The organism is Sphingobacterium deserti (genome assembly GCF_000757725.1).
GTDB classification, from domain to species: domain Bacteria; phylum Bacteroidota; class Bacteroidia; order Sphingobacteriales; family Sphingobacteriaceae; genus Sphingobacterium; species Sphingobacterium deserti.
Genome location: NZ_JJMU01000024.1, coordinates 175,954 through 200,371, shown reverse-complemented (window position 1 = coordinate 200,371; position 24,418 = coordinate 175,954). Strand labels below are relative to the sequence as shown.

The 24,418-nt window shown below is 42.5% G+C and carries 28 protein-coding genes and 3 tRNA genes; 26 read left to right on the top strand and 5 right to left on the bottom strand.

Annotated elements, in window-relative coordinates; translation table 11 throughout:
- Positions 1 to 24 precede the first annotated feature (24 nt).
- Positions 25 to 3,135 (bottom strand): SusC/RagA family TonB-linked outer membrane protein, encoded by a 3,111-nt coding sequence (locus DI53_RS08220; RefSeq protein ID WP_037497747.1) that lies wholly within the window; start codon positions 3,133 to 3,135, stop codon positions 25 to 27.
- A gap of 868 nt (positions 3,136 to 4,003) precedes the next feature.
- On the opposite strand from DI53_RS08220, the gene DI53_RS08215 reads away from it, so the two are divergent.
- Positions 4,004 to 4,534 carry a GNAT family N-acetyltransferase gene (locus DI53_RS08215; protein ID WP_037497530.1) on the top strand — a complete coding sequence of 177 codons (531 nt, stop codon included), beginning with the start codon at positions 4,004 to 4,006 and terminating at the stop codon, positions 4,532 to 4,534.
- A gap of 106 nt (positions 4,535 to 4,640) precedes the next feature.
- On the opposite strand, the gene DI53_RS08210 is transcribed toward DI53_RS08215, so the two are convergent.
- Positions 4,641 to 5,834 (bottom strand): MFS transporter, encoded by a 1,194-nt coding sequence (locus DI53_RS08210; RefSeq protein ID WP_052072204.1) that lies wholly within the window; start codon positions 5,832 to 5,834, stop codon positions 4,641 to 4,643.
- A gap of 193 nt (positions 5,835 to 6,027) precedes the next feature.
- Positions 6,028 to 6,693 (bottom strand): DUF6624 domain-containing protein, encoded by a 666-nt coding sequence (locus tag DI53_RS08205; RefSeq protein WP_037497528.1) that lies wholly within the window; start codon positions 6,691 to 6,693, stop codon positions 6,028 to 6,030.
- 285 nt (positions 6,694 to 6,978) lie between these two features.
- On the opposite strand from DI53_RS08205, the gene DI53_RS08200 reads away from it, so the two are divergent.
- The 11 genes from DI53_RS08200 to DI53_RS08155 all read left to right on the top strand — a co-directional run bounded on the left by DI53_RS08200 (position 6,979) and on the right by DI53_RS08155 (position 14,390).
- Positions 6,979 to 7,051, top strand: a tRNA-Lys gene (locus DI53_RS08200).
- Between the two features lie 137 nt (positions 7,052 to 7,188).
- Positions 7,189 to 7,419, top strand: a complete 231-nt coding sequence (locus DI53_RS08195; protein ID WP_037497526.1) for a hypothetical protein — start codon at positions 7,189 to 7,191, stop codon at positions 7,417 to 7,419.
- A 68-nt stretch (positions 7,420 to 7,487) separates the two neighbouring features.
- On the top strand, positions 7,488 to 8,588 hold the full coding sequence (locus DI53_RS08190) for a hypothetical protein (RefSeq protein ID WP_037497524.1): 1,101 nt from the start codon (positions 7,488 to 7,490) through the stop codon (positions 8,586 to 8,588).
- A gap of 98 nt (positions 8,589 to 8,686) precedes the next feature.
- Positions 8,687 to 9,019: a hypothetical protein gene (locus tag DI53_RS08185; protein WP_037497522.1), complete on the top strand. Its 333-nt coding sequence runs from the start codon at positions 8,687 to 8,689 to the stop codon at positions 9,017 to 9,019.
- 165 nt (positions 9,020 to 9,184) lie between these two features.
- Complete coding sequence (locus DI53_RS08180) at positions 9,185 to 9,871, top strand: phosphoadenosine phosphosulfate reductase domain-containing protein (protein ID WP_037497520.1); 687 nt, start codon at positions 9,185 to 9,187, stop codon at positions 9,869 to 9,871.
- On the top strand, positions 9,852 to 10,526 hold the full coding sequence (locus DI53_RS08175) for a ParB N-terminal domain-containing protein (protein ID WP_037497518.1): 675 nt from the start codon (positions 9,852 to 9,854) through the stop codon (positions 10,524 to 10,526). Before DI53_RS08180 ends, DI53_RS08175 begins: the two co-directional genes overlap by 20 nt.
- Positions 10,527 to 10,577: 51 nt before the next feature.
- Positions 10,578 to 10,784: a hypothetical protein gene (locus DI53_RS08170; RefSeq protein WP_037497516.1), complete on the top strand. Its 207-nt coding sequence runs from the start codon at positions 10,578 to 10,580 to the stop codon at positions 10,782 to 10,784.
- Between the two features lie 38 nt (positions 10,785 to 10,822).
- On the top strand, positions 10,823 to 10,999 hold the full coding sequence (locus DI53_RS20310; RefSeq protein ID WP_157836761.1) for a hypothetical protein: 177 nt from the start codon (positions 10,823 to 10,825) through the stop codon (positions 10,997 to 10,999).
- Between the two features lies 1 nt (position 11,000).
- Positions 11,001 to 11,555 carry a hypothetical protein gene (locus DI53_RS08165; protein WP_052072202.1) on the top strand — a complete coding sequence of 185 codons (555 nt, stop codon included), beginning with the start codon at positions 11,001 to 11,003 and terminating at the stop codon, positions 11,553 to 11,555.
- Complete coding sequence (locus DI53_RS08160; protein ID WP_081939415.1) at positions 11,491 to 12,900, top strand: PBSX family phage terminase large subunit; 1,410 nt, start codon at positions 11,491 to 11,493, stop codon at positions 12,898 to 12,900. The genes DI53_RS08165 and DI53_RS08160 overlap by 65 nt, the downstream gene beginning before the upstream one ends.
- A complete protein-coding gene (locus DI53_RS08155) occupies positions 12,897 to 14,390 on the top strand; it encodes a phage portal protein (protein ID WP_037497514.1) in 1,494 nt (497 codons plus the stop codon). The genes DI53_RS08160 and DI53_RS08155 overlap by 4 nt, the downstream gene beginning before the upstream one ends.
- Before the next feature lie 27 nt (positions 14,391 to 14,417).
- Here DI53_RS08155 and DI53_RS20460 read toward each other — a convergent pair whose 3' ends face one another.
- Entirely contained in the window at positions 14,418 to 14,639 is a 222-nt protein-coding gene (locus tag DI53_RS20460; protein WP_169741989.1) for a hypothetical protein, read from the bottom strand.
- 90 nt (positions 14,640 to 14,729) lie between these two features.
- Between DI53_RS20460 and DI53_RS20305 the strand changes: the two genes are divergently transcribed.
- Positions 14,730 to 14,861 (top strand) — tRNA-OTHER (locus tag DI53_RS20305).
- A 67-nt stretch (positions 14,862 to 14,928) separates the two neighbouring features.
- Positions 14,929 to 15,019: transfer RNA gene (locus DI53_RS20300), tRNA-OTHER, on the top strand.
- Between the two features lie 760 nt (positions 15,020 to 15,779).
- Here the strand turns inward: DI53_RS20300 and DI53_RS08140 are convergent.
- Positions 15,780 to 16,064, bottom strand: coding sequence for a hypothetical protein (locus DI53_RS08140; RefSeq protein ID WP_037497510.1), 285 nt, complete (start codon positions 16,062 to 16,064; stop codon positions 15,780 to 15,782).
- 121 nt (positions 16,065 to 16,185) lie between these two features.
- Here DI53_RS08140 and DI53_RS08135 point away from each other — a divergent pair, with 121 nt between their 5' ends.
- From DI53_RS08135 to DI53_RS08075, 12 genes are all read left to right on the top strand, one after another.
- Complete coding sequence (locus DI53_RS08135; protein WP_037497508.1) at positions 16,186 to 16,950, top strand: Abi-alpha family protein; 765 nt, start codon at positions 16,186 to 16,188, stop codon at positions 16,948 to 16,950.
- Positions 16,947 to 18,089 (top strand): AbiH family protein, encoded by a 1,143-nt coding sequence (locus DI53_RS19570; protein ID WP_052072200.1) that lies wholly within the window; start codon positions 16,947 to 16,949, stop codon positions 18,087 to 18,089. The genes DI53_RS08135 and DI53_RS19570 overlap by 4 nt, the downstream gene beginning before the upstream one ends.
- A 191-nt stretch (positions 18,090 to 18,280) precedes the next feature.
- Positions 18,281 to 18,787: a hypothetical protein gene (locus DI53_RS08125; protein ID WP_037497506.1), complete on the top strand. Its 507-nt coding sequence runs from the start codon at positions 18,281 to 18,283 to the stop codon at positions 18,785 to 18,787.
- Between the two features lie 4 nt (positions 18,788 to 18,791).
- Positions 18,792 to 19,391 (top strand): hypothetical protein, encoded by a 600-nt coding sequence (locus DI53_RS08120; RefSeq protein ID WP_037497504.1) that lies wholly within the window; start codon positions 18,792 to 18,794, stop codon positions 19,389 to 19,391.
- A 147-nt stretch (positions 19,392 to 19,538) separates the two neighbouring features.
- The gene (locus tag DI53_RS08115) at positions 19,539 to 20,168 is read left to right on the top strand and encodes a hypothetical protein (RefSeq protein WP_037497502.1); all 630 of its coding nucleotides are present in this window, start codon (positions 19,539 to 19,541) and stop codon (positions 20,166 to 20,168) included.
- A gap of 13 nt (positions 20,169 to 20,181) precedes the next feature.
- Positions 20,182 to 20,724, top strand: coding sequence for a hypothetical protein (locus DI53_RS08110; RefSeq protein ID WP_037497501.1), 543 nt, complete (start codon positions 20,182 to 20,184; stop codon positions 20,722 to 20,724).
- 10 nt (positions 20,725 to 20,734) lie between these two features.
- A complete protein-coding gene (locus DI53_RS08105; protein ID WP_037497499.1) occupies positions 20,735 to 21,826 on the top strand; it encodes a major capsid protein in 1,092 nt (363 codons plus the stop codon).
- A gap of 1 nt (position 21,827) precedes the next feature.
- On the top strand, positions 21,828 to 22,151 hold the full coding sequence (locus DI53_RS08100; protein WP_037497497.1) for a DUF6706 family protein: 324 nt from the start codon (positions 21,828 to 21,830) through the stop codon (positions 22,149 to 22,151).
- Positions 22,152 to 22,473: 322 nt separating this feature from the next.
- The gene (locus DI53_RS08090; protein WP_037497493.1) at positions 22,474 to 22,896 is read left to right on the top strand and encodes a hypothetical protein; all 423 of its coding nucleotides are present in this window, start codon (positions 22,474 to 22,476) and stop codon (positions 22,894 to 22,896) included.
- A complete protein-coding gene (locus tag DI53_RS08085; RefSeq protein ID WP_037497491.1) occupies positions 22,893 to 23,312 on the top strand; it encodes a hypothetical protein in 420 nt (139 codons plus the stop codon). Before DI53_RS08090 ends, DI53_RS08085 begins: the two co-directional genes overlap by 4 nt.
- Positions 23,313 to 23,314: 2 nt before the next feature.
- Entirely contained in the window at positions 23,315 to 23,824 is a 510-nt protein-coding gene (locus tag DI53_RS08080) for a hypothetical protein (protein ID WP_037497489.1), read from the top strand.
- 92 nt (positions 23,825 to 23,916) lie between these two features.
- Positions 23,917 to 24,414, top strand: coding sequence for a hypothetical protein (locus tag DI53_RS08075; RefSeq protein WP_037497487.1), 498 nt, complete (start codon positions 23,917 to 23,919; stop codon positions 24,412 to 24,414).
- Positions 24,415 to 24,418 lie beyond the last annotated feature (4 nt).

Sequence of the window (24,418 nt, the reverse complement as noted above, 5' to 3'; positions counted from 1 at the left end):
TTTATTGATAAGATATGATTGATTTTAAAATCCAAAATTTATTCCGCCAGAGACGACACGCATAGCAGGATACCGGAAATAAGTTGTTCCGCCTACCGACTGCTCTGGATCCATTCCCTCATGTCCGAAGAACGTAAGTAAATTTTCTCCCAGTAGATTGGCACTTAGTCTTCCCAGCCCCAATCTATTTGCGATACGTGTTGGAAAGGTATAGCTCAAACTTAGGTTTCTCAAGCGCACGTAGGATGCATCATATAAAAACCGTGTTGACTGGCTAGCTGCTTGTGCGCTTGCGCCCCCTAGCCGAGGTACATCCGTTTCGGTGTTGTCTGCTGTCCATCGGTTTACCATGTCTTTGTGCCAAGCTACACCTGCCGTACCATTATGGTATAAAGCCGGAATATCACCATCTAATATTTTCCCACCTATGCTGTAGCTAAAGAGAAACGATAGTTCGAAGCCCTTGTATCCAAATGTATTGGTTAGTCCCCCATACACATCAGGAAGGGAACTACCCGTGTAATAGAATGTGGCCGCTGAATAGTTACTTGTCGTGGTTTTACCAACGACCTGTTGAACACCGTTTGCATCAGGCTCCGTGATATCTTGGTACCAAAGCGGATTTCCATTTGCTGGATCCACGCCTGCCCAATCTCGCAGCCAGAAGTCATACACCGATTTCCCGACTTCCAATCTTTTCGTACCACTGATAATCTGTTTTTGAGGAAGCGATGTAATCTTATTTCGGAAATGGGCAATATTGAAAGCAATGTCCCAATGAAAGTCTGCAGAACGGATCGCCGTAGCTCTCAGATCTAGCTCAAACCCAGTGTTTTTTAAGCTTCCGACGTTCTCGTCAATTGCTGAAAACCCACTGGAGGGCGGTAGTGGTCTGGAGAAAAGCAAGTCTTTGGATCTTCTATCAAAAAATTCCAATGTTCCGCTAAGGCGATTGTTAAACAATCCGAAATCTACGCCGACATTTAGGTTTAAATTTGTTTCCCATTTTAAGCCCGGTGTAGGTAAGCGCGATGGTCTGACCCCACCTTCACCCAAGTTGTTGGCTATCGCATAGAGAGCTTCATAGGCGTAGTAGGTTCCTATGTTATCATTGCCCTGACCGCCATAGCTACCCTTCAGGTTAAGCAGGTTGATCCAGCTGGATTCGCGCAAAAAGCCCTCTTCCGCAAGCTTCCAGGCACCGCCCAATGACCAAAATGTTCCCCAACGCTGTTCGGGTGAGAAACGGGAAGTTCCGTCGGTACGCAGAGAGCCGGTAAATAGATACCGCTTATTATAATCATACTCTACCCGGCCCAAAAAACTTAAGATGCGATGATCTTGGGATGATCCGGTAAAGCTATTCAGCTGCGAAGCCGCAACCGGCTCGTAAAGGTATGGTAATACGAAGTTTTGTCTACTACCATTAAAGCTTCGGGAGTTGTAATTGAACAGCTCTTGTCCTACCAACACCTTCAGTCCGTGACCTGTTTCGAAGCTCTTGTCATACGTCAAGATGTTGTTTTGCGTCCACGAAACGTTTCGCGCATTGCTCTTTGAAACTGAACCATTGATATTAGCGGAGCCTCCAAGTAGCGGATTTGTGTAGTTGTGACCAGTCTGGTTTCGGTAATCGATATTATAGGAACTTCTAAAAGAAAAATTATCAGATATTTTCACTTGCACAAAGGCCCGTGTAGATACTTCATCTTTTAATGTTTCACGCAGATCAAGGTCATATGTGCCAAGCAAGTTCCAATTTGGATTAGCAGCACTCGGCCTGTAAGATCCAAAATCAATCACGCGTTCGTTGCTACCGTCCGTAACATAAGAGCCGTCTGGGTTTCGCGCATACACCGGATAGAAGGAAGGTAAACGACGTCCAAAATTAATAACATTGGATACTTGACTATCCTCGGATTGGGGGTAATCTTGTTTGGTTGCTGTAGCGGATACGTTGACACCTACATCAAGCCAAGGTGTCACATTGACGGTGCTGTTGCTCCGAATGTTGTAGCGACGGTTTCCCGATCCTACACCGATGCCTTGATCATTCAGGTAATTGCCCGATATATAATATTGGTTATTCTCTCCTCCGCCACTGATATTTAGGGTTGCTTCCGTCCGTGGAGCCAATTGTTCGAGTTCGCGTTGCCAGTTATCATTCCATAGAGGCGTTGCTCCACTCACGATCTTTCCGTCTGCACCAACTGGCTGAGGGAAATTTGCACCATACGGGTTGATTCCCAACTCTTGCACGACACGGCCGCTCGCCAGTTGCGCAGCTGTAGCTGGCGTGTTTGTAGCAACCAGCTGATTGTACAAGCCTTCCCAATACAGCTCGAAGTATTGGTTTGTGCTCAAGTGTTCATAATCTCTTACTGCTCTTGATGAGTATCCCTGCGTAAAACGTGCATCAACGGCTGGCTTCACGCCCGAGCGGCCTTGTTTTGTCGTGACCAGTATCACGCCATTAGCGGCTCTTGATCCATATAGTGCGCTGGCTGTAGCATCTTTCAGTACACTGATGGATTCCACATCGGCCGGATTGATAGCGCTTAAACTTCCACCGTAGGGTACACCATCGACAACGTAAAGCGGATCGCTGGATGCATTGATAGACCCAATACCACGAATTCTGATCGTTGCATCAGTGCCCGGCTGCCCGCTGCTGGATACCGATTGCAAGCCCGGCGCCAAGCCTTGTAATGCCTTTGAGATACTGCTTACTTGAGCGCGCTGCAGTTGTTCACCGCTAATTGTAGAAACGGAACCTGTAAAGTCTGACTTTTTCGACGTCCCGTAGGCGATCACCACCACTTCATCCAGATCTTTTGTAGACGGTGTTAATTGTATAGCGGAAAGATCGCTTTCAGCAGGAATTTCCAGACTGCTGTAACCTATAGAACTGATGATTAACGTGCTTCCGCTCGCCACCTTTTCTAAGGTGAAACGCCCGTTGGCATTTGTATTGGTTTGTCTTTGTGTTCCTTTGATCGTAACAGTGGCATCGCCGATAGGCTTACCGGTTGCAGCTTCTACGATAGTACCTTGTCGCGATGTTTGAGCAAATGCCACAGAAACCGAGGCTAAGCATACAAGGATCAATATGGAGTATATGAGTTTTTTTGACATTAATTTTTGAAATGAGTAATCGGAAAATTTTGTGTGATTATCTTTTTTAAGCATTTAACGTTAGATAATTAATCCGTTATTTATTGATCAAGCTAGGTACAAGATGCCAATCACATGTATTCCCGTACGAGCTGTGAAAAATCAGGCAGTATTTTGACTAATTAAATAATCTGACTTCCGTCCTACACACGTTTTTTAATCCAGAATGAACGTTCTTTTTACAGAAGTTGTTAAATCATGCACGTAACAAACCGTGTATCTTAATAGCCTGCTGTTCAAGAACGCAAATAAAGACTCCGGGAATCCAACTGTGATAAGCTGATTTGATGTTAACGCACGGATAGATGAGCGATCAAATACGACTATTTAGGTAAACAATCATTTGACCGCTGGCGCATTCGGACGCCTAAAGATGTGAGAATAGCATTATGTTTCGGCTTATTAGATTTCGAAAAGGTGTTGCTGGATGCTAGTAATAAGATAAAGTTAGATGAATGCATAGTTTTTCTATAGATCATGTAGTTTGGAGAAACAAATAAACGACATTAAATTTAATCTACCAAATTAGTAGATAAATTTTTGGGTTTTTCCTATTAGCACATGACATATGATTGCTAATTGCTGTCGCAGACTCAGCTGTTTAAAGGTTAGAAAGAGTTTTGATCCGCGGTAACTAAATAATCCATATCTTGAAGGGAATAATACGTCGGCCAGTCGAAAGTTTGTAGAATAGTCATCTACCGCCGCGATTGTTTTGGAGTGATGGAATGACGACTTATGGCTTCACTATGTAGAGGCGAATAAGCTGTTGTTATTACCCTCAAGGCACCTTTTTATTTAAACACGCAAACTATTTTTAAAGCGAAATATGAGAAGAAACTATACGATAAGGCAAATAACTGCGGGAGACGAAGCTCTATGCTCCGCATTATCCGATCTCACCCTAGATGTGGTTAGAAACAACGCGTCTATAGGGTTTATGGCATCGCTAAATTTCGAAGATGCCTCAGCTTTCTGGCAGCATGTTTTCGATCGAGTGGTTGCAGGAAAAGTGATTTTATTAGTGGCGGAAGATACAGAAACGAAGGCGGTTATTGGGACAGTTCAACTGCTTATTGATCAGCCGGCGAATCAACCGCATCGTGCTGATGTGGCTAAAATGCATGTGCATAGCGCGTCAAGGCGTTTAGGAATCGGCGAGGCTTTATTACATGCTATTGAGAAAGAAGCTAAGAAAAGGAACAAACATATTCTTGTTTTGGATACCGTAACGGGAAGCCCGGCATCTTTCCTTTATCAAAAGCTAGGCTGGATAAAAGTGGGCGACATTCCAGAGTATGCGCTATACCCTGATGGGGAGTTTTGCAGCACAACCTATTTCTATAAAAAGCTTAGTTAACTTTTCGTCGAGAAGATGTTGGTTCGTGTTCTTCATTCCTTAGATAATCTCTCAACCGTTTAGTGGTAGCCAAATTTACCTTTCTTATTAGCTTTTGCCCACCTTGTCATTCACTGGTTTTGGGAGTTTTAAATGCGGCTAACCGACTCGCCAATACAAGCATAAGCAGGCCAAAGCAAGCAAATACACCAAAGGAGTAGCGCAGATTTAGTACCTCCGCGATATATCCGATAAGCGGCGGCCCCATTAAGAAGCCAAGATAACTGACGCTAGACACCATGGCCAACGCCACACCCGAAGAAATTGTCTTGTGCGTACCTGCTACAGAGTAAACAGATGGAACATTGCAGGCCACCCCAAGTCCTACGAGCATAAAGGCTAACGTGCAAAATATCAATGTTGGAAATACGACGGCACTCATCATGCCGACAAACATCAATACACCACTAATCTGTAATGTCCGCTGCCGACCTATTCTACTAATTACAGCATCACCAATAAACCGCCCTGCCGCCATCATCACCATAAATGCCGCATAGCCCAACGTCGTTAAACTGTCAGGCGCATTGACAATATCGTGGAAATAAACGCCACTCCAATCAAACATGGCTCCTTCTGTAGCCATGCTACAAAAACCGATCACACCCAGTGAAATAAGGAGTCTATCCGGTTTGAAAGAAAAAGATTTTTTCTCTGCTCCGCCCGACTGGTCTTGAATTAAGAAGGAGCGGTTCATGAGAATATTGATTAGCATAAGGCCCGTGACAATATAAAAATGCGTAGAGGTGTCAATACTTAAATTGAGCGTCGCTAACCCGATTAATGCACCTGTGAATCCCGCAATGCTCCAGGCACCATGAAAGGACGACATTATCGATTTGGCATACATCCGCTCCGCTAAAACACCTTGCGTGTTAACCGCGATATTGCATATGTTTCCAAAAATACCAAACAATAATAGAGCGCCCCCCAAATGCCAGGCATTGCCTGCAAATGAAATACTACAAAGAACCAAAAGGTAACATAAGGCGCCGATGGGCATCAGTCGATGGCTCCCGTATTTCCCAACTAACTTGCCCGAGATAGGCATGGTCATCAGTTGCCCTACGGGAAGCATAAGCAGTATCGTACCCAGCTGGGCTTCTGTAAGATGAAGGTTTGCTTTGATAATAGGAATACGGCTTGCCCAGCTTGCAAACGCTATACCTTGGCCGAAATAAAATAGGGAAACGGCTAGACGGACGCGCTGTTTGCTTGCCTTCATGCTTTGTAACGGTGGATTGCTCGAAAGTGAATTCATGCTGCTGGTAGTTTGCTTGCAAAACTACAGCTAATTTCCTATAAAAACTGACCAAGTTGCAACGCAATCAGCGCAATTAACATTTCGGTAATGCCTCGAGCTGATAAAGTCACAATACGCGTTTCACTATTTACGTTGCAGCGCTGTAGACGCGGTTTTAATAGGTCCCCTTCGTAGCAAATCCAACAGAACCTTAGTACAAATCTGGCTTGGTAATTCCCTTTGCGGTGTACGATGCCTTATTCATTTGAAAATGCATTTGGGTCATTAGGTTTAAATAGTCTTTAAGCGTTCCGAGATTATGTTCCTGTCGGAGCTGATCGACGCGAGCGGAATCCAGCAAACCAATCTTCGGAATTGCCCTTCCTGTCGTCCTCACCAAATAATCGACCTGCGTTCCAAAGAGCTGCTTCTCGCCAGCATTTACTTGTACGCGATCAAAAAGATAAGCATAGTTTTCCGGGTTGGCATTCTTTTTCTTTACTGCTTTTCGCATAGCCTTTAACACGCGCCGTTGAAACGCTGGGTCGTGGTCGCAATGTTGTACTAATAGCCAAAAATGGTTAGAGCCCTCTTTACCGACTTGATTATAGCCCAAATAGCCGTATTGCAAAAAGTAATTTTCAATGGTCTTTTGGTTGGTCTGAAAAACGCTGTCTTTGAAGGTTTGCCATTGCCCCTCAGTATAAGCTTTGTATTTCCCGGTTCTCACCTTTGCTGCGACTTGATCAATTGTTACCATTTCACGCAGTTCTGCTTTTATCTGCTTGCGTCGCTCCTCTTTTATGGGCTCGGCCGATTTACAGCTATAAAACAAAAAGGGTATGAGCAACACGATTACAAGAAGAAAATTTTTCATGGTTTAATGATTTGTAGCACCTGACTAAAATAGAAAATTCCGGGCATATAACGAAGTTGAGCGTTTGCATTGCTATGGGATACATCGCTTTTTAGTTGGCGATATAAGTGCTGGAAGTTGATTTCAGAACGGATTACCAGCTCACATCCCTATAGTATAGAAAATCAAAAGATGGAACACTTGAATTTTTACCTAAAACCTATTTGTCAGCGCTTTATCACATCACAAAAATTTGAGCAAAACCGTTGCTATTTTATAAGCTAGCTATTACATTTGTGAACGATCGACTTCGTAGCTCAGTTGGTAGAGCAACAGACTCTTAATCTGTGGGTCCTGAGTTCGAGCCTCAGCGGGGTCACAAAAGCGTTATAGATTTATGGTTAAACCATTGATTTATAGCGCTTTTTTATTTAAAAATATTTTGATGCGTACACTATGGCGTACAGGTTGCAGACAATTAGGCCTTATATAGTATAAATTGCATATATTTGTGTTATGGAGCTGAAAGAATTTTTAGAAGCTAATCCCATCTTAGTGCGGAAAGAGCTAGCCGTTAAAATGTACCCGAATTTATCGGCGGATGTCGCTCGGAACAAACTCACCAATAAAATTAAACAATATGTAATTGGAAGCGGCACCCAGCGTATTCTTCCTCATGATGTCGAAGCCGCCAAAAAGGCATTAACAGAACTACGTGATAATATTAATGAGTTCCTGAGGGAATAAACAATATAGTTTTATTTGGATATATAGTATAATAAAACTATATTTGTGTTATTAAAAGTAACACACACATGAATACATCATTTAAAAACTGCGACGATTTCGCAAACTACATCATCGACTCGGTATTGGATCACGGCGATATCGTGACATACGAGTTTAACAGGATGACCAACTTGGACATTCCTTTGGGCAGATCCCTAAATCAGTACGTCAAAGAAAAAGTAGCAGGTGGCAAGAATTTTAGTGAATTCGGGACAGTAAAAGCGTTTCTTTACGATATCTACGAGCTGACGCTATCCCCAATTTTTTCACTTTACGATAAAGCAAGACTAGCTTACACTTGGACTTCAATGAATCCCGATCGAGCTGCGGGAATGAACATCAACGAGCATATTGCTGAATTAAACACTGATTTGAATCTATTACCCAAAGAAGATCACAATTGGTATACAGACAAATATATTAGGCTATATTTAGATTGGCTGAGCGCGAAAGGTCGTACAGCATCTTCTATGGTAACAGGCCCTGCTAATTTTCCAGTAGAGCGAAACAGAAAAGCGCTAAACTCAGAACATAATAAGTACCAGACGTTTCAAGAATGGCGCGATAAAACGCAAAAGTCAATCGCAAAACGTATTGAGCGAAGCAAGCCCGAATCCCAAAAAAGGGATGAGAAATTCGAGTTGTTGAAGAAGGATATTATACATTCTGCCGCCGTTATTGTGGGTATAGATAACGGTACTGAGCCCTATAACCGTGCACTATTTGTTTCTTCCATCACAGGTAAAATTGAACGTCTTGCAAAAAACGGTGAACATGAGCTGGTTGAAAAATGTCTATTACTTCTTGAAGAGCTAAATTCCTCTCAGAAAAAGCCCATTATTACTAGCCGTAACTCAGTGTGGAATCTTCGAGAAGTTGCAGTTGACATTGCAAAACAAGCGGAACGCCGAAACGAAGAATATCAAATTGATGGCGGCATCGTCATTGTAAATTATGCCGACGATAGGATCCAAGTAAAGCACGATGAGAAACCATCTAGAGAGGTGATTGACAGTCTAAAGCGTAATTCTTTCAACTGGTCAAGATTCAATGGTGCTTGGCAGCGAAAAATCACGAATAATACAAAAAACGTTGTTAATAACATGTTCGCTTTAGCTATAAGATAAGCGTCGAAAATATTATGTAGCTTTATTATCAGACGTTAAAATCGGTATATATATGGCTTTGAGGTAAATTTGTTACTTCAAAGCCTTACTAGCTTTTTATGAGTAAAACACAAAAAACACCCGTTCTAATCATTAAGGAAATATTTTTTAATCAGATCCTGTCGGGGGAAAAGATCGAAGAATATCGAAGTTTGAGCGATCATTATTTCAAAATGTTCTTTGATAAGAACAAAGATGGCGAATACGAGTTCCGACAACCAGTTGACAAGATTGTCTTGGCGGTTGGGTACCACAAAACCCGTAAGACCGCGGTAGTTGAATTGAAAGATATTTATATCGTCGAATTTCAGCATGTAATTCCAGAAGGATTCGAAAAAGGTGATGAATGTTTTGTCCTAGAGCTTGGTAAGGTATTGGAAAGGAATTTCTAGTACTTTATAACTTATGGCAGAAACAGCAGAGCAAAGAAGAAGAAGTGCAAGGCCTAGATACAGGATAAGCACATCAAACAGCGGTGTAAGAACCGTTACCCCAGTTAACACGGCAGCACGTCGTGACATGCGTCAACCAACCGGAATTCGTAGAGTTACCCGATAATGACGCCATTAGACATATTGAATCAGATTAGGCAGCAGACTAATCAAATTGTACTGTTCAGCTCACTGAATGGCAAAGATTCTATATTGTTAACAGACATGTGTTCCAAGGTCTTTGATCGGGTGGTAAGTGTTTACCTCTATACGGTCAAAGACCTTGATCATATTGAGGCATTCAAGATTGTGCATCAGTCTCGGTACCGAAACGTTGAGTTTATTGAAAAGCCGCATTTCGCGCTATACGGATATCAAAAAAGCGGATATCTTGGGTACTTGGGCCACGAGAAGTTAAAGCGCCGGACGCTGGCACAGATCGCGCAAGACGTGAAGAAAGAGACGGGAATCGAATGGGCATCCTTTGGCTTTAAGAGAACCGACGGCCTGCAGCGTCGCCTCATGATGATGGGCTTGGATAAGGTCGGAACGCCGGGCTACAACGGAAAAACAAAGAACGTATACCCTATCGAGGGATGGACCAACAAACATGTTCTTGCTTACATTGACAAAATGCGATTGCCACGGCCTACGGTCTACGACCCTAAACACCAATCGCAGGGCGTGTCTCCGGCTGATATCAATTTCCTGCTTTGGTGCCGGAAGCATTCACCAGGCGATTACGCAAAAGTGCTAAAAGAGTTCCCCGAAGCAGAAACCATAATTTTTGAACATGAGTACCAACAAGCATAAATCATCGGAATCAATCACACTAAAGCGCTCACAGATCGCGCTGGCCGATTACAACCCACGTAAGCTATCAGCCGAAGCGAGAAAGAAGCTCAAAGCAAACATAAAGCGCGTAGGCATTATGGGCGGCATCGTATGGAATGAGTCGTCGGGCAACCTAGTAAGTGGACACCAACGCGTATCGATTTTAGATGAGATCAATCACTACCCGAAAACCGATTACGATATCACCGTCGAAAAGGTAACCTTGAACGACAAAGAGGAAAAAGAGCAAAACATCTTCCTTAACTCCAAGTCGGTACAGGGTGAATTCGACGCGGATCTAATGGCCGAGATCATCGGTGATATTGATCCAATCTTAGCCGGACTGGATGACATCGATCTAACAATGCTACAGCTCGAGTCACCATCAGTGGACTTTACGGACATTATGGAAAAAGCATCGAAGCTGACGCCACCTGCTAGCAAAGAGGAAATCAAAGCGAAGAAGGAAAAGTACAGCAATGAAGTTGACGACCGTTGGGAAGGCGAGCCGATCCTTCTCCTATCTTTCGACTCGTTCCAGAACAAAGCTGAATTTATGGAGGCTATGGGAAAGGATCTGTATGAGAAGATCGTTAAAGGCGAAGAGGTCGCAGAGAGGCTATTTAATGCTTAATCGGCGGCACTGATATAACGGAAGGTTATAACAATTATATGCAAAAGAAGGATGCATCAACATTTTACAGAGTACACTTTTGGCGATATCGTGTATTTAAAAACCGATTCCAATCAAGAGCAATGGATCATCACAGACATCACGTTAAAGCCTAATTTGGCCTTGTATCACATTGCCTGCGGATCATTACAGCACGATGCCTATGATTTCGAGATGTCAAGACAGCCGGATGCGAGTAAAAAAATGGGTTTACAATAGTTTGAACCCGTAAAAGAGATAATTAAATACAAATAGATATGATAATAACCCTTTCATGGCATTTAGTCTTGATGATCGTATTGACGATTTTATTTATCATTTGGATAGTCCGACAGTTTGACGAATACGAAGATTGGGGAATACTTACGGCATTGCCTACGTTGTTGTTGTTACTTGTGTTTTGGGCTGTCTACGGTGGTATAGTTTGGTGGTAATATGGCAGACAACAAATACGAATATGAAAGCGAAAGCTTTTCCACAGCATGCGAGAACTATGCAAAGAAGGGCATGACCGACCGCGAAATAGCTATTGAATTGGATTTGAATGTTACCTATTTCTGTGAACTCAAATCTAAGTACGATAACATTTCCGAAGCCTTAGCGCGCGGACGAGCAAAAATCAATTCAGCTGTTCGGCAAAAATATCTTGCGGTCGCCTTGGGAGGTCTCAAGCGAAAGACAACTACCCGAAAGATTCCCAGCCGCTTCGATGATGAATCGGATATCCATGCCGACGGAATGGTCGTATTGGAAACAACGGAAGAACTTGCTCCCAATGCACAGGCTTTAAGCACCTGGTTATTCAACAATGATGAGGAATGGCGCAAAAAGGTTATTGATGGTAAAAAGCTCGATGTCACGACCAACGGGAAAGATCTCAACGGCAGCATAAACATTGCCACATGGTTGCAAGCCAACAACGAAGATGACGACACAGACGAAGACGATAGCGAAGAAGGTCTCGACGGCGAGCAAGAGGAAGATAACTAGGACGCGGCCTAAAATAAAGGTCGCTAAGCCTTACGTTCCCATTTATGAGAACACGGATAAGTTTATTATCCTGATCACCGGCGGCCGTGGCTCCGGAAAGTCGTTCAACGGCTCTTTGTTCCTTGAAAGATTGAGTTTTGAGAAAGGGCACAGCATTCTTTTCTCCCGTTATACTATGTCTTCAGCGGCTGATTCTGTTATTCCAGAATTTCAGGAGAAGATCGATTTGGAAGGCACAAGCGACTTTTTCGAGATCAAGAAGAACAACATCATCAATAAGTTCTCGAAAGTGCCGATCATGTTCCGCGGTATTAAAACAGGATCCGGCAATCAAACAGCGAAGCTAAAGTCAATCCAAGGTCTTACAACGTTTGTCGGCGATGAGATGGAGGAATGGACCGACTTTGATAGTTACGAAAAGTTGATGCTTTCCATTCGTCAAAAGGGAATACAGAACAGGATCATCCTGATCATGAACCCTACGGACGACTCGCATTTCGTTTATGAGCAATACATCAAGGATACTCACAAGATTGTAACCATCGACGGCGTTGACGTCCAGATATCGACGCACCCGAATGTGCTGCACATCCATACGAGCTATCTCGACAACATCGAAAACCTGTCAGATAACTTCTTGGAGCGCATTGAGCAAATCAAGCAAGAGTCGATCGCGCAGGCAACGGATGCCCAGGGCGTTTTTGATCGCTCCAAGTTCCAAATGACCAAGTACGCGAACGTTGTCATCGGTCGGTGGGCAGACATTAAAGAAGGTGTTATTCTTCCCAAAACAATGGAAGGAGATTTTAATGAGTATCTCCCCTACTGTTACGGACAGGATTACGGTTTTTCAGTCGATCCGGATACGCTTATCCGCGTGGCCGTCGATCGGAAGAAAATGCTGATACATGTCGATGAGGAGTACTACGATACGAAGCACCTAGGCACGAACGACATTATTGAGTTGAACAAATCCCGCATTAAGCTGCCGAATGATTTAATTGTGGGCGATAGCGCGGAGGATCGATTGATCGCGGACATCAAGAAGGGGAAAGTAAACATTGTTGAATGTTGGAAGGCTCCCGGCTCCGTAAACGCTTCGCTGCTTAAGATGGCCGATTACACCATCGTTTACACCTCCCGAAGCCGAAACGTTCGCACGGAGCTTAAAAACTACATCTGGAATGATAAAAAAGCAGGTATTCCCATTGACAAATGGAATCACTCAATTGATGCAATACGTTACGCGTTCGACTTTCTAACGAAAAACGATCCTAACGCCAAACAGAAAACTAAACGAGCGGCACAGGCCGTACGATCACCTAAAAGAAGGGTAAGACGATGACACTAGAACAATTACAGCAGCTACTGGGCGGCGAATACAAAGCCCTGTATGAAGTTATCAGTAAAGGCCAACGAATTATAAAGCTTGGTTCCAAGACAATGACGGTGGAGCAGGCCATGCGCCAGTATGATCCATTTTTGCATGACGTCAACGATCCAAACATTCGGGAAAATAGAATATTGGAATTTGAGGGCGAGGAATACGTTGACACAATTACCGGTGAGACAAAGAGAGCTTCGGAAACGGATGAGCAGTCAGTAAATAGGTTACAACTCGCACGTCAACAGCAAATTGTCCAGTCGGCCGTATTTTTTGAGTGTGGATCTGATATCTCTATTGATTTCACTGGCAAGGAAAACGAAGAGAACTTCTTTGCGCTTATTCAGAAGGTGTGGACAGACAATAAGCTTTCCTACAAGACAGAAGATATTGTCGAGCGTCGGATGATCGAAACCCATTGCGCGGAGCTGTGGTATGACTTCATTGACAAGGATTACTGGAAGGGAACGCCACTAGAAGGAAGCGAACGTCGCCCTGGCATGATGCTTCTTTGCAAAGAAAATGGTGATGATATATTCCCGGTGTGGGATGAACATGACGGCCTTATTGCCTTTGGTAGAGGATATCAGACTGTTGACCCCATCACTGATATCAAAACGGTTCACTTTGATCTATACACGTCCGAGTTGATTGCGTTTGGTAGTCAAGTCGATGGAGCCGGATGGACCACAGAGGTAAAAGAGGGTTACGGTTTCCTTCCGATCATTTACCATTCGCAAAAGCGTCCAGAATGGGCGAACATCCAACCGCTGGCTGATCGCGAAGAAAACAACGTTTCGAACCTCGCAGATACAAACGATTATTACGGCGATCCTACTATGGTTGTTGAAGGTGACGCTGAAAGCCTACCATCCAAGGGCGAAGTAGCTAAGGTGATGCAGGTCAAGGGCGAAAACGGAGGACGTGGTAGCGTCTCCTTTGCCCAGCCGGATGCAATGGTCGATTCCAAGAAGATGGAATTTGATAAGCTGAAGCAGGAGCAATTTGATATCACCAACACACCGGATATCAGCTTTAACACGATGTCGCAGCTTATGAGTAACGGTACCAGCGGCATTGCTTTGCGCCTCCTATTTATGGGGCCACAGCTTAAAGGTAACAAGAACCAAAAGCGATTGAAAGAAATGCTCGTGCGCAGGTTAAACGTGATCAAAAAGATGTTGATCAGTTTTTCTCCTGCCGAGTTTCAAGATATGGAAGGGATTATGCCATCAATCAAGTTTAAGGATGCGCTGCCGGTTAACAAAACTGAATTGATCGGCGATGTATCGAAAATGGTATCAGCAAAGCTGTTAAGCCGGAAAACTGCTATGACCATCTTAGGTGAAGTATCGGATGTTGAAGCTGAGCTAGAGCAGATACTCGAAGAAGCGAAACAGGATCTGCAAATGGCCAAAGAAGCGCAGCCAATCGCACAACCAAAAATATAACGCATAATTATAATATTTATATAGTTTTTATTGCATATATAAATATTGTTTTTTACCTTTGAAGTATCGAAAGACATCAAGATAGTCCAAGTTCGAGAAGATTAACGACACGTAGTCGATTGGACGAATCGCATCAGCGGCCGTTCCCGAAAGGGTGAGCGAATCAAAACGCAATAAGGGGGAACAAATGCTTTCCCGTGGGTGTGCACCACGCATCCTATTGACTTGCGACGGTCGCTTATTTAACATTCTAAAGTGCTGGCATGCCACAACGTGAAGAACGTTCCGATGTAAGACCTTTATGGTATTCGGCTTGAAATCTGTAACAGTATGCCGCTTGGAAAGATGGCGGAATTGGTAGACGCTACGATGGCGCGACTTGGGATATAAATGCATTATGGATGTGTTAATGTATTCGCCCCCACATCGTAATCTCACAAATATTTACAGGTTCGAACCCTGTTCTTTCCACTTCATAATTTAGGTTAATAATTGGTTTGGTACCCGCGGGATCCTCCCCGTTTCCCGCGGTACATTTGGGGAAGTCGTTTAGAGGCTAGGACGCAAGATACCTGAGATCCGTTTTACGGGGAGGCCTTGAAACAGTGGTTCGAATCCACTCTTTCCCACGGAAACGCAACCCGTGCGCAGATATGCACAACGGATAGGCTTGACGATCGGGAATAGACCGATACTTTGACAGGATGGCGGAATGGTAAGCGCTAGGCCGAAAGCTGATTTTATAGGTTCGAATCCTGCTCCTGTCACAAAGGCAACATGATTTGGCATATCATGGAAAAAGATAGTTAGTCGGCCACGCAAGCGGTAAGTTTACCGTATGTACTTGCAAAAACTATATGTCCTATCTGAAAGGAAAGTTCTTGACTAAACCTGCTTAACCTTTGAAACGTAAAGGCACGGGGCTGCCTATTGGATGCAGGCGCTTAGCAGACGTGTTAAGTGATGGGGTGTTCGAATCACCACAGCCCCGCAACGCACATAGACAGATGGATACTGAAAGTAAGTTCTAATCGATGCTATCTGACGATATACGGAAAGACGTAGATGGATCAGTAAAAAGGCGATTTAGGTAGATAGATTATTACTGAGGATAGGTTGACAGCCGGGAAGAGACCGGCAGTTGTTTACTCCCCAACATTGTGATGATGTTGGGGAATTTTGTTCTAGTAGGGCCTTTTGCCTCCCAACCATCTAAGTAAACCCTCCCCGCCAAATAATGCGAAGACTATTAATCCGCCAATTAGCGTGATTAAAAGGAACATTACCCCGGCACAATTATGTATTTCGGCACGTTCCTCCGGAGTTTTCTCGGCCATCCTTTGATAATGCGCTTCATTTAGATTCCTTCTGCCATACTTGGTATTGGGATTATACGGTTTTCTCTGAGCCATCTTGATTTGGATTAGGCAGTCCTGGTCCAGCGCTATTCTTTGGGTACTCATTTCTGTAAAATGCAGACATTGCCTCGATGACGGTATTCATTTGTTGTATCTGCTTTTGCTGGTTTTCGACAATCTTATCGACTTTCCAATACCATAGCATTACTGATCTTAGGATGAAGAAAATAAGGAGCGATATGCCTATCGCGATTAATGCGCCTACTGCAGAACCAGTTCCATCGTTTAAAGCAGCTTGAAGAATTATTGTATTCATATTTTAAGAGGTTAATAACTCAAATTTAGTAAATAATTTCTTTTGAAAATTACGGTTTCCCTTATTCTTTATTGGTTGAGTTGTTTGTATATTGGCTGTAACAATTTTTAATCATGAAATTATGTCAGATGAAATATTAAAAGATATCTCGGAATTCGTTGGAGCATCCGTTGTGTCTAAAGAACTCCTCAAAAAAAGTGAAAATTTGCTTACTTCATTATTTGGACCATCGTTTAAAGAGTTTGGAGGACTTTTGTCTGACAATGTCAAGTTACGACGATTCAAAAATCAGGTTAAGATCTTTACTGAAGCGGAAGAATTTTTGAAAAATAACAATATTGAAGCCAAATCTGTAAACTTAAAAGTGCTCGCTCCTCTTATAGAATTCAGTTCTTTAGAAGAAGATGAAAGTTTGCAGAAAAAATGGTCTAACTTAACTGTCAATATTTTGAGAGGCGATTCTTCGATAATGCTACAACAGAATAGTATAACGGTATTAAATAAAATATCCACAGAAGATGCTGCGTTGATTGATATGATTTATGATGAATTACCTGTCAAAAAGAACAAGAGATTTCAGAAACAGAGGGGATATTCCAATGTTCAGAAACCTGAAGATTACCCCTCATCCACTTTTACATTCTCCGTTAAAGAAATACAGAAAAGGTACGGCCACACAATTGATGATATTGACTTGTGCATCGCCAATTTGATTTCCGTAGGGCTATTAAAATGGGACACTGATGTAGAAGTCACCGCGCAAAAATCGTCGGACGATCCGGATGACACTGATATTGATGTTGACATAAATGTATACAATGATAGTGAATTAATTATTACTAGATTTGGCGAAAAATTTGTTGAACTTTGTAGGGAAGTAGAATGAATAAACTAATTATTGTAGGGAACGGATTCGACCTCCATCACAAGCTGCCAACACAATATTCGGATTTTGTTAATTGGTTTTTTGAGCAAGAATTTAAAAACGCCATCGAAGCCGGTTCACGGATTAATTCGTTCTTTACAATTAAATGTACAGAGATAAATTCTACAAATGGTGCTGTTAGAATAGACAGCATTAGTGAATTACGTACATTAGTCCCTAAGATGTTACCTGAGCGAGGTGGTCTGCCCAATATCGAGATCAGAATAAACGATGCCGTTTATTTATTCAATTTTGAATATACTTCAGACTTTTTTTCCGCAATATCTACCCATTACGAAAATATGAAATGGGTAGATATTGAGATGATTTATTACAGAAAGCTTTCCGAATGCTTAGCCTTGTATAGGGATCATAGATATAAGTTTGATAATACTATTAAAAAACTAAATGAAGATTTATCCTCATTAAAAGATCTTCTTTGCGAGTACCTTTCTATTGTGAGTAACATTAGAGAGATCGACTATAATTTTAACTATTGTGCGGAAAAACCCGTTGATAAAAATTCCATAGTCGACAAACACCATCTGGAAGGCTTAAATAGAGATCAGTTTGAAGATGGAGGTGATAGGTATATAATTCCGAAAAGTGTAACTTTCTTAAACTTCAACTACACCGGATTGACATACAAACTGACTCGTAATAGTTCGTTTCGAACAATAGATATTCATGGCAGACTCCATAGTAAGGAAAACGCCCCAATTTTCGGATATGGAGACGAGATAGATGAAGAGTATTTCTTAATGGAAAAGACTAATGAGAACGATTTTCTCACGCACATAAAATCATTCGGTTATTTCGCAAACAACAATTATTCTGATCTGGTGAATATTCTTGAGTCGGGATCTTATATAGTTTACGTTTGGGGACATTCATGTGGTCTTTCAGACAGAACGCTGTTGAATATGATTTTTGAACATGATAATTGTGCCGCTATCCAACCCTTCTATTGGCAAAAAGACAGGTTCACTGACGACTATATACAGATAACTCAGAATATTTCTCGTCACTTCAAAGATAAAAAGAAGATGAGAAATCGACTTTTAAATAAAAAATTTTGTAGTCCCCTCGGAAGTCAGTAAATTCCCGCTTGCATTCCCTTTAATAACTATAATCAATGAATTCCAAGAACAGTTTAACATACAATCCTTTCTGTCAAAAAGTAATATCCAATATTTTTTCTCTGGCAAGCAATTGTTCAATCCGTTTGTTCGCAAAAGTAAAATTCAAAAGTCTATTTCTTCTAATATTTGTCCTATCAATAATAGATGGGATGGGGCAAGAGTTCGTCAAAAACTTAGGAAGCGTCAGAGTAGCATTCGATGGGAAAGCTCCAAAGGAGTTCAAGCATACTGATGAAGACTTAACGATATCTATTCAAGATGTAGGCATGGGTTACGTTTACTTCAATGTTCGTAACAACTTAGATAAAGCCATATCATTTCAATGGCCCAGCTCCTACTACGTAATATCAGAAGAAACCATTCCTGTTAAGGATGCCAGCGGAGCGACTGCACAAATGCTGGGTATTGAAGTAAAGGAAGCTAATAGCGTATCTCCGCCTACTATAATAGCTCCGGAGTCTAAAGTGGTGTTAAAGTGTGCTACCAATAGCGCAGTCCTTTTCGATTACCGGAAGGCAAACAAATACTTTCAAGAGAATGGCAAGCTGCCGAATGATCGTGCAGTCCTGCAGTTCGAGATCAACGGTGCCAAAGTAGACAAAGTGATACCTATCCAAGTCTACACCAGCAAGATCAAAAAAGCGCTAAAGAAATAAAAAAATGGAATACGTTATTGACAAGAGAGCAGTCACACAGTGGGGGAAATCTTCAATCAGTTTTGTGAATTATCAAAACTACATTAGTTTAAAAGCTGACCAATTTGAATTGGGGTTAATAGACCTTCTTTATATTTCGAATTTTAAGGGAGGAAACGCAACGATAAATGAGCCCGAATATTTAATCAATGAAAAGCTAATATGCTATTCAAACATCTTGAGAAGCATCAATAAAGAATACTCGACTTTTACATTAGCTGATCTCGACATTGACAAACTTGACCGTTTATCTCTAAAAGTTGAAGAAATTTGCTCACTCACAACAGTTGGGTCGGAACAAAAAATAGATGGCTTCAGCGTTTCTTATTTGTCGGCGCTATTGAACGCGTATTTCCCTTATCTTATTCCGATTTTAGACAGAAGACTATTAATAAATTTAGGTCTTGTAACTGCAGTAGACGTGGACAAACAAGGGCAAATTAAATCTCTTCCGAAATTTTATAGGCCTTTAATGAATAGAATGCGTGAGCTCTCCATTAGCTCCGGGAAAAATATCAGAGAAATCGACAAAGAAATATTTAGTAGAAAGTTGTTTTTTTCTTAACTATATAAATCGCCTCCACTCGGAGGCTTTTTCTTTTACAATTAATAATACAAAATATTCTTAGCACCTAATAAGGCGGTCGAAATTCGTTCGCTCTCTCTCACATGCGGAAATTTGTGACTACGATTTTAAACATAATCATAACGCATGAATATTCAAGAGCGAGTTTTAGCAGTTCTGAAACCATTAGTTGCAAGTAATGGGTTCGGAGCGACGACAGTTGAAGGGTTGGCAACAAACCTCAGTGCAAGCCTGTCAGACGAAAGCACGGATGAAGATATTATAGCGGCTATAGAGGGGGCTAAGCCTTATTTCACATTGATGCAATCGGAGAATACCCGTTACATCAACGAATACAAGAAGAAGAACCCAACGCCGCCCAATCCTAATCCACAACCAAACAATCCAAATCCAGCTAATCCTGCGCCACAAGTGGACAAGATTTCGGAGTTGGAAAAGAAAATCGATCAGCTTTTGCAGTACAATAATTCCCTTTCGCTTACGCAGAAATGGGAGAAGCTAGCAGAAGCTAACGGTATCAAAAACGCCACTTTGGTAACAAAATGGCAGCCACAAACAGAAGAAGAGTTTGACAGCGCAATGGAGGATCTCAAAGCCTTCAACAAAGATCACGTAAAGCAAAACGCGAACGATAGATCACCTGGTAAACCGAATGCTGGAGGCGCACTCCCTGAAGCGTCAAAGACATTGACTGCTACAGGAAAACAGGTATTAGAAAACCTGAAAGCTCAAAACGAGCGCAACAAAACCAACTAAGGAGGAATTATCAATGTTCAACGTTCAAAGAGAAACTTATAACGCCGGTATTCCGGTGTTTCAGCACGACAAATCATTGCAAGTGCTGACTGGCGGTTTCACGCTTAATGTTTCAGGATATCCAGACGGCGCCATTATCGGATCCGGTACGGTTATCATGGTTGACGAATCTGCACGGGCCGCAGTCGCTGTAAAAACGGCTGTAGTGACCAAAGCAATCGCAACCGCTGATACATCAATCGAAGTCGCCAAAGGACATCCGCTAGCTGTGGGTGACAAGGTAAATGGCAAAACCATTTCCGCTATCAACAAAGCCGAAACGACACACGATGTAGTGGAGCTGGCCGCCGCCTATGGCAAAGCTGAGGCAATTGGCAATAAAATCGGTTCAGGTGATGGCAACGCTTTGCTATACAATCCTGTGCAGGTCAAAGCCGGGAATGTGCATACAGTAACAGCTGTTGTCGGGGGTATGGTGTATGCAAGACGTATCGGCTTCGTTTCAGCAGCGACTAAAGCGGCATTGCCAAACGTCATTTTTTCACAAACAAAGTAATTAGGGGATAATGGAATATCAAAAATCAAAACTATTAGCGTTTTTGGCTGCTGAGGGATTAACCCCTGATGTGATCTTGGAGGCAAACAATACGCGCTTCGCTCCTACTTGGTACCAGCGGTACTTTAGAACGGAAGCGCCGAGTGTCTCACTCGACTTTACCACTGTCATCGGAGAAGATGGCATCGAGTCATTAGCATCCGTAATCAGCCGTGAATCTGAATTTACTTTACGTGCTCGTAAGGGTATCGAAAAGTTAAAAGGCGAAGTGCCTGCGATCGGTGTAAGACGTAAATTGAATGCGCAGGAGCTACGTAACATTGAGTTGCTATTGACCTCTCCATCTGTTTCAGGTTCACAACGGCTTACTTCGATCATCACAAGCATGATCGATGATTACCTATACACCCGTAACTCTGTCGCTCGTCGAGTTGACAGTATGGTAAAACAAGGCCTATCTACCGGCCGTGTCACAATTGATACCACAAATAACCCAGATGGTATTGTGTTCGATGTGCCTGTTATCAAGGACACGAATATTACGCCTGCGTCGGGAGATTGGGCAAATCCTGATCATGATATCATCGCTGACATCAATCGGGAGACACAAGCAGCAGAAGATGCTACGGACGCACAACCCATCAGCAAGATTTTGATCACTCGTTCTTTGTGGAGAAAGATCTCCACCAATAAGTCTGTTCAGAATTACGTAAAAGCGTACATCGGAAACAGTGGTGCGAAGTACGTGCCTACGTTGGTTAATGTGAATTCGGCACTGGAAGAAAACCTATTGCCGACTTTTGAAATTGTGGACGACAAAGCGGCAGTGGAGACCGATGGTGTTCAATCTAGCTTCAGCTCTTGGAATGCTGACAATGCGATCTTTATTCCAGGCGGAGAATTGGGAGTTATTCATAATGCTTTGGCCGATGAGCAGCTAAATCCTGTAAATGGTATTGAGTATATTGTTTCCGACAATATCTTGCTATCACGCTGGAGAGAGCGTAAACCATTGGCTGAGATCACAGAAGCTGAGTGGAATGCTTTCCCTGGTTTCAAAGCTGCGAAATCAATTCGCATCATCAAAACTAAGGGAGAATAACATGACCATTAAAGAAGCCTTTCAGCAGTTTCTTGGCATCGATGTAGATTCGAAAGCGGTAGAGTTAGCATTGATAAACGCTGGCCTTGACGGCGCAAGCGATTACAGTGCTGCTTTGCTGCCTATCGTAGAAAAAAGTACTATTGATCTGTTGTTTCAGTCAATAGCTGTTACTTCGGAATCAGAAAGCCAGTACAGCACTTCAAAGGATGCTAAGCTAATGCGTGACAGGCTTCTTTATTTAGCTCGTAAATACGGGCGGGGTGATATTCTGAAAGCCTTGACGAGCTCCGTAAGGGTGAAAGACATAAGCCGGATCCGATGATCAAAAAACGAATTCATACGCTACATGCTTCGATATTAGAAAGCATACCTCCCTACGAAGATGGAAATGGAAACATGATTTTCCCGGAGTCTAACACGCGAGACATAACTGCCTCGTGTAGAGCGGAAAGCGGTACAAAAGATGGGCAGAGGCTTGTGAAAGGAGGTGTAGCCCTCGAATATTCGTACCTAGTGTTCACTGATCAATCAATTGATGCTCTCCCGCTCAATACCTTGGTGAGGATCACAGTTGACGACACCAACGAAGTTTTTGGAGAAGGTGAGGTTATATATTTTGAGCGTGGGCAAAGAGTTGTTAGAATATGGCTGTCTTAATAAAACCAAAGTTTAACGTTTCCGAGGTCAAAAAGGAGATAGCCGATTACAAGCTAAAGATGCTTGAAAAAGTCGTTTCCATATTAGTATCACTTGCTGACACTATTGCGGAGGACCTTCGAACGAATGCAGACTACGTGAACCATTCATACAATTTGCGAAGTTCGTCCGGCACAATTGTTTTTAGAGATGGCCTTATCATCCACGAAAATTTTAAGCTAATGGGCGATGGATCTGAAGGATTAGCGAAGGGTAAAAAGGTCGCTGAGGAAAACGTACCGCCATCTGGCATAGGAATGATGCTTATCGCAGGAGAAGACTACGCCTCTTACGTTGAGGCAAAGGACAATAAATGGGTTATCACGGGCAGCTCCATGATGCTTGCTCGACTATTACAAGGAATGGTATGACAGCAGCTGATGCATTAGATCATTTATTTAATCTAATATGGGCCAGCTCGCTCAAAACTGGTATCAAAGGCACAGTCAGACGATACTTCCGACCTACAAATAGTGCTTTGGAAGATATAACTGTAAATGTTTTAAATGGTGATTTTGAGCAGCTTCAAAGCGGAATATTTCCAGTTAACATATATGTCCCTAATCCAAAATACACAAACGTTGTAGATGGCCGACAGGTAACTATGATGGATATCCCCGACCAGACACGCATCAAAGTCCTTTCTGCGCTATGCGAGATTGTATTGAAGTGGCATTATGATAAAAAGAAGCATGTTCTGGTCGAGCTGGTCAATCAAATCATTCTTCCCGAAGCGGAGCAAACGATAATTAACAACAGAGTAAAATTAACTATTAAAAATCTATAGCTATGGCAGTAGAAAAATCAAGTTTAGGATTAAAGCGGATCGGCATAGCTGATGTACTTCCGACAGCATTACCTACAGTTTTTACAGAACTGGAAGATGCTCAGATCGATTCTGCATCCGTAACGGAGTCGGAACCGACAACCGAAGATGTGCGTATCGAGCAGAAAAAAGGCATATATCGAAGAATAGAAACGGCGGAGGGCTCAACCGTATTTACAGTTCAGCTGTACGATGTATCAGCGGATAACATTGCCGCATTGAAAGGTGGTACCGTCACTCCCGCGACGGCGCAAGTAGGAAAACGCTGGGCAAGAAAGGAAACTGTAGAGGTCACAAAGGCACTTGAACTTGTGACTTTGGATGATTACAAGATCTACATTCCCAATGGATACGTAATTGCGCTAATCACATGGGCATTGTCAAAATCGGCGTTAGCGACTATTACATTAACAATTACGGCACAAGATCATGAGTTGGGTGATATCTTAATAGAGGAACCTCTGGAAGATTAAAAATAGTTGATGTGCTAAGAAGCCCTTATAAGATATTGTAAGGGCTTTTGTATATAACTAAGAAGTATATTAATTATATCCTACAAAGTGCAATGAACGATAATAAAATCTTCGAAAGCTTCGCTGAGAAGCCGCTAGAATTTACTTTTACACTTGAACCGCGGAACTGGTTCGAAAAGCTCTTATTCAGATTCAAAGTTCGCCCTAATGTGCGGGTTGTTCACGTGAAACCAATAACATTCGGCGCCCGTGCCTTGTACAGCAAATATGCTCTAAAGCTAGACATTGACAAGATTGCGAAGGACGTTTCAAAGACAAGAGCGCAGCTTTTGGTTAGTGAACATATCGATGCCTTAGTTATGGCCATAGCTATCGTTCTGAATAATAAAGAATCTGTACCGCCTAAATGGATGCTTAGAGAGATACGCAATTTGTCCCAAGTGGAATTGAACGACCTTCTGCTATTTGTCCAAGCTAGTATCGATACAGATTCTTTTCTAAGTTCTATCATCTCGATAAACGGGATGAGCCTCAAAACGGAGGAGATAATAGCCCCCGAAGAAAGCGAAAGCCCGGTACGTACAAAATAAACTA

Coding starts and splice junctions, on each gene's coding strand:
- DI53_RS20310 (WP_157836761.1), top strand. CDS start 10,823: ATGATAATAACCCTTTCATGGCATTTAGTCTTGATGATCGTATTGACG.
- DI53_RS08180 (WP_037497520.1), top strand. CDS start 9,185: ATGACGCCATTAGACATATTGAATCAGATTAGGCAGCAGACTAATCAA.
- DI53_RS08175 (WP_037497518.1), top strand. CDS start 9,852: ATGAGTACCAACAAGCATAAATCATCGGAATCAATCACACTAAAGCGC.
- DI53_RS08160 (WP_081939415.1), top strand. CDS start 11,491: ATGACGACACAGACGAAGACGATAGCGAAGAAGGTCTCGACGGCGAGC.
- DI53_RS08120 (WP_037497504.1), top strand. CDS start 18,792: ATGGAATACGTTATTGACAAGAGAGCAGTCACACAGTGGGGGAAATCT.
- DI53_RS08105 (WP_037497499.1), top strand. CDS start 20,735: ATGGAATATCAAAAATCAAAACTATTAGCGTTTTTGGCTGCTGAGGGA.
- DI53_RS08185 (WP_037497522.1), top strand. CDS start 8,687: ATGAGTAAAACACAAAAAACACCCGTTCTAATCATTAAGGAAATATTT.
- DI53_RS08075 (WP_037497487.1), top strand. CDS start 23,917: ATGAACGATAATAAAATCTTCGAAAGCTTCGCTGAGAAGCCGCTAGAA.
- DI53_RS08205 (WP_037497528.1), bottom strand. CDS start 6,693: ATGAAAAATTTTCTTCTTGTAATCGTGTTGCTCATACCCTTTTTGTTT.
- DI53_RS08195 (WP_037497526.1), top strand. CDS start 7,189: ATGGAGCTGAAAGAATTTTTAGAAGCTAATCCCATCTTAGTGCGGAAA.
- DI53_RS08165 (WP_052072202.1), top strand. CDS start 11,001: ATGGCAGACAACAAATACGAATATGAAAGCGAAAGCTTTTCCACAGCA.
- DI53_RS19570 (WP_052072200.1), top strand. CDS start 16,947: ATGAATAAACTAATTATTGTAGGGAACGGATTCGACCTCCATCACAAG.
- DI53_RS08135 (WP_037497508.1), top strand. CDS start 16,186: ATGTCAGATGAAATATTAAAAGATATCTCGGAATTCGTTGGAGCATCC.
- DI53_RS08110 (WP_037497501.1), top strand. CDS start 20,182: ATGTTCAACGTTCAAAGAGAAACTTATAACGCCGGTATTCCGGTGTTT.
- DI53_RS08170 (WP_037497516.1), top strand. CDS start 10,578: ATGCATCAACATTTTACAGAGTACACTTTTGGCGATATCGTGTATTTA.
- DI53_RS20460 (WP_169741989.1), bottom strand. CDS start 14,639: ATGTTAAATAAGCGACCGTCGCAAGTCAATAGGATGCGTGGTGCACAC.
- DI53_RS08215 (WP_037497530.1), top strand. CDS start 4,004: ATGAGAAGAAACTATACGATAAGGCAAATAACTGCGGGAGACGAAGCT.
- DI53_RS08220 (WP_037497747.1), bottom strand. CDS start 3,135: ATGTCAAAAAAACTCATATACTCCATATTGATCCTTGTATGCTTAGCC.
- DI53_RS08190 (WP_037497524.1), top strand. CDS start 7,488: ATGAATACATCATTTAAAAACTGCGACGATTTCGCAAACTACATCATC.
- DI53_RS08115 (WP_037497502.1), top strand. CDS start 19,539: ATGAATATTCAAGAGCGAGTTTTAGCAGTTCTGAAACCATTAGTTGCA.
- DI53_RS08085 (WP_037497491.1), top strand. CDS start 22,893: ATGACAGCAGCTGATGCATTAGATCATTTATTTAATCTAATATGGGCC.
- DI53_RS08155 (WP_037497514.1), top strand. CDS start 12,897: ATGACACTAGAACAATTACAGCAGCTACTGGGCGGCGAATACAAAGCC.
- DI53_RS08210 (WP_052072204.1), bottom strand. CDS start 5,834: ATGAATTCACTTTCGAGCAATCCACCGTTACAAAGCATGAAGGCAAGC.
- DI53_RS08090 (WP_037497493.1), top strand. CDS start 22,474: ATGGCTGTCTTAATAAAACCAAAGTTTAACGTTTCCGAGGTCAAAAAG.
- DI53_RS08140 (WP_037497510.1), bottom strand. CDS start 16,064: ATGAATACAATAATTCTTCAAGCTGCTTTAAACGATGGAACTGGTTCT.
- DI53_RS08125 (WP_037497506.1), top strand. CDS start 18,281: ATGGGGCAAGAGTTCGTCAAAAACTTAGGAAGCGTCAGAGTAGCATTC.
- DI53_RS08080 (WP_037497489.1), top strand. CDS start 23,315: ATGGCAGTAGAAAAATCAAGTTTAGGATTAAAGCGGATCGGCATAGCT.
- DI53_RS08100 (WP_037497497.1), top strand. CDS start 21,828: ATGACCATTAAAGAAGCCTTTCAGCAGTTTCTTGGCATCGATGTAGAT.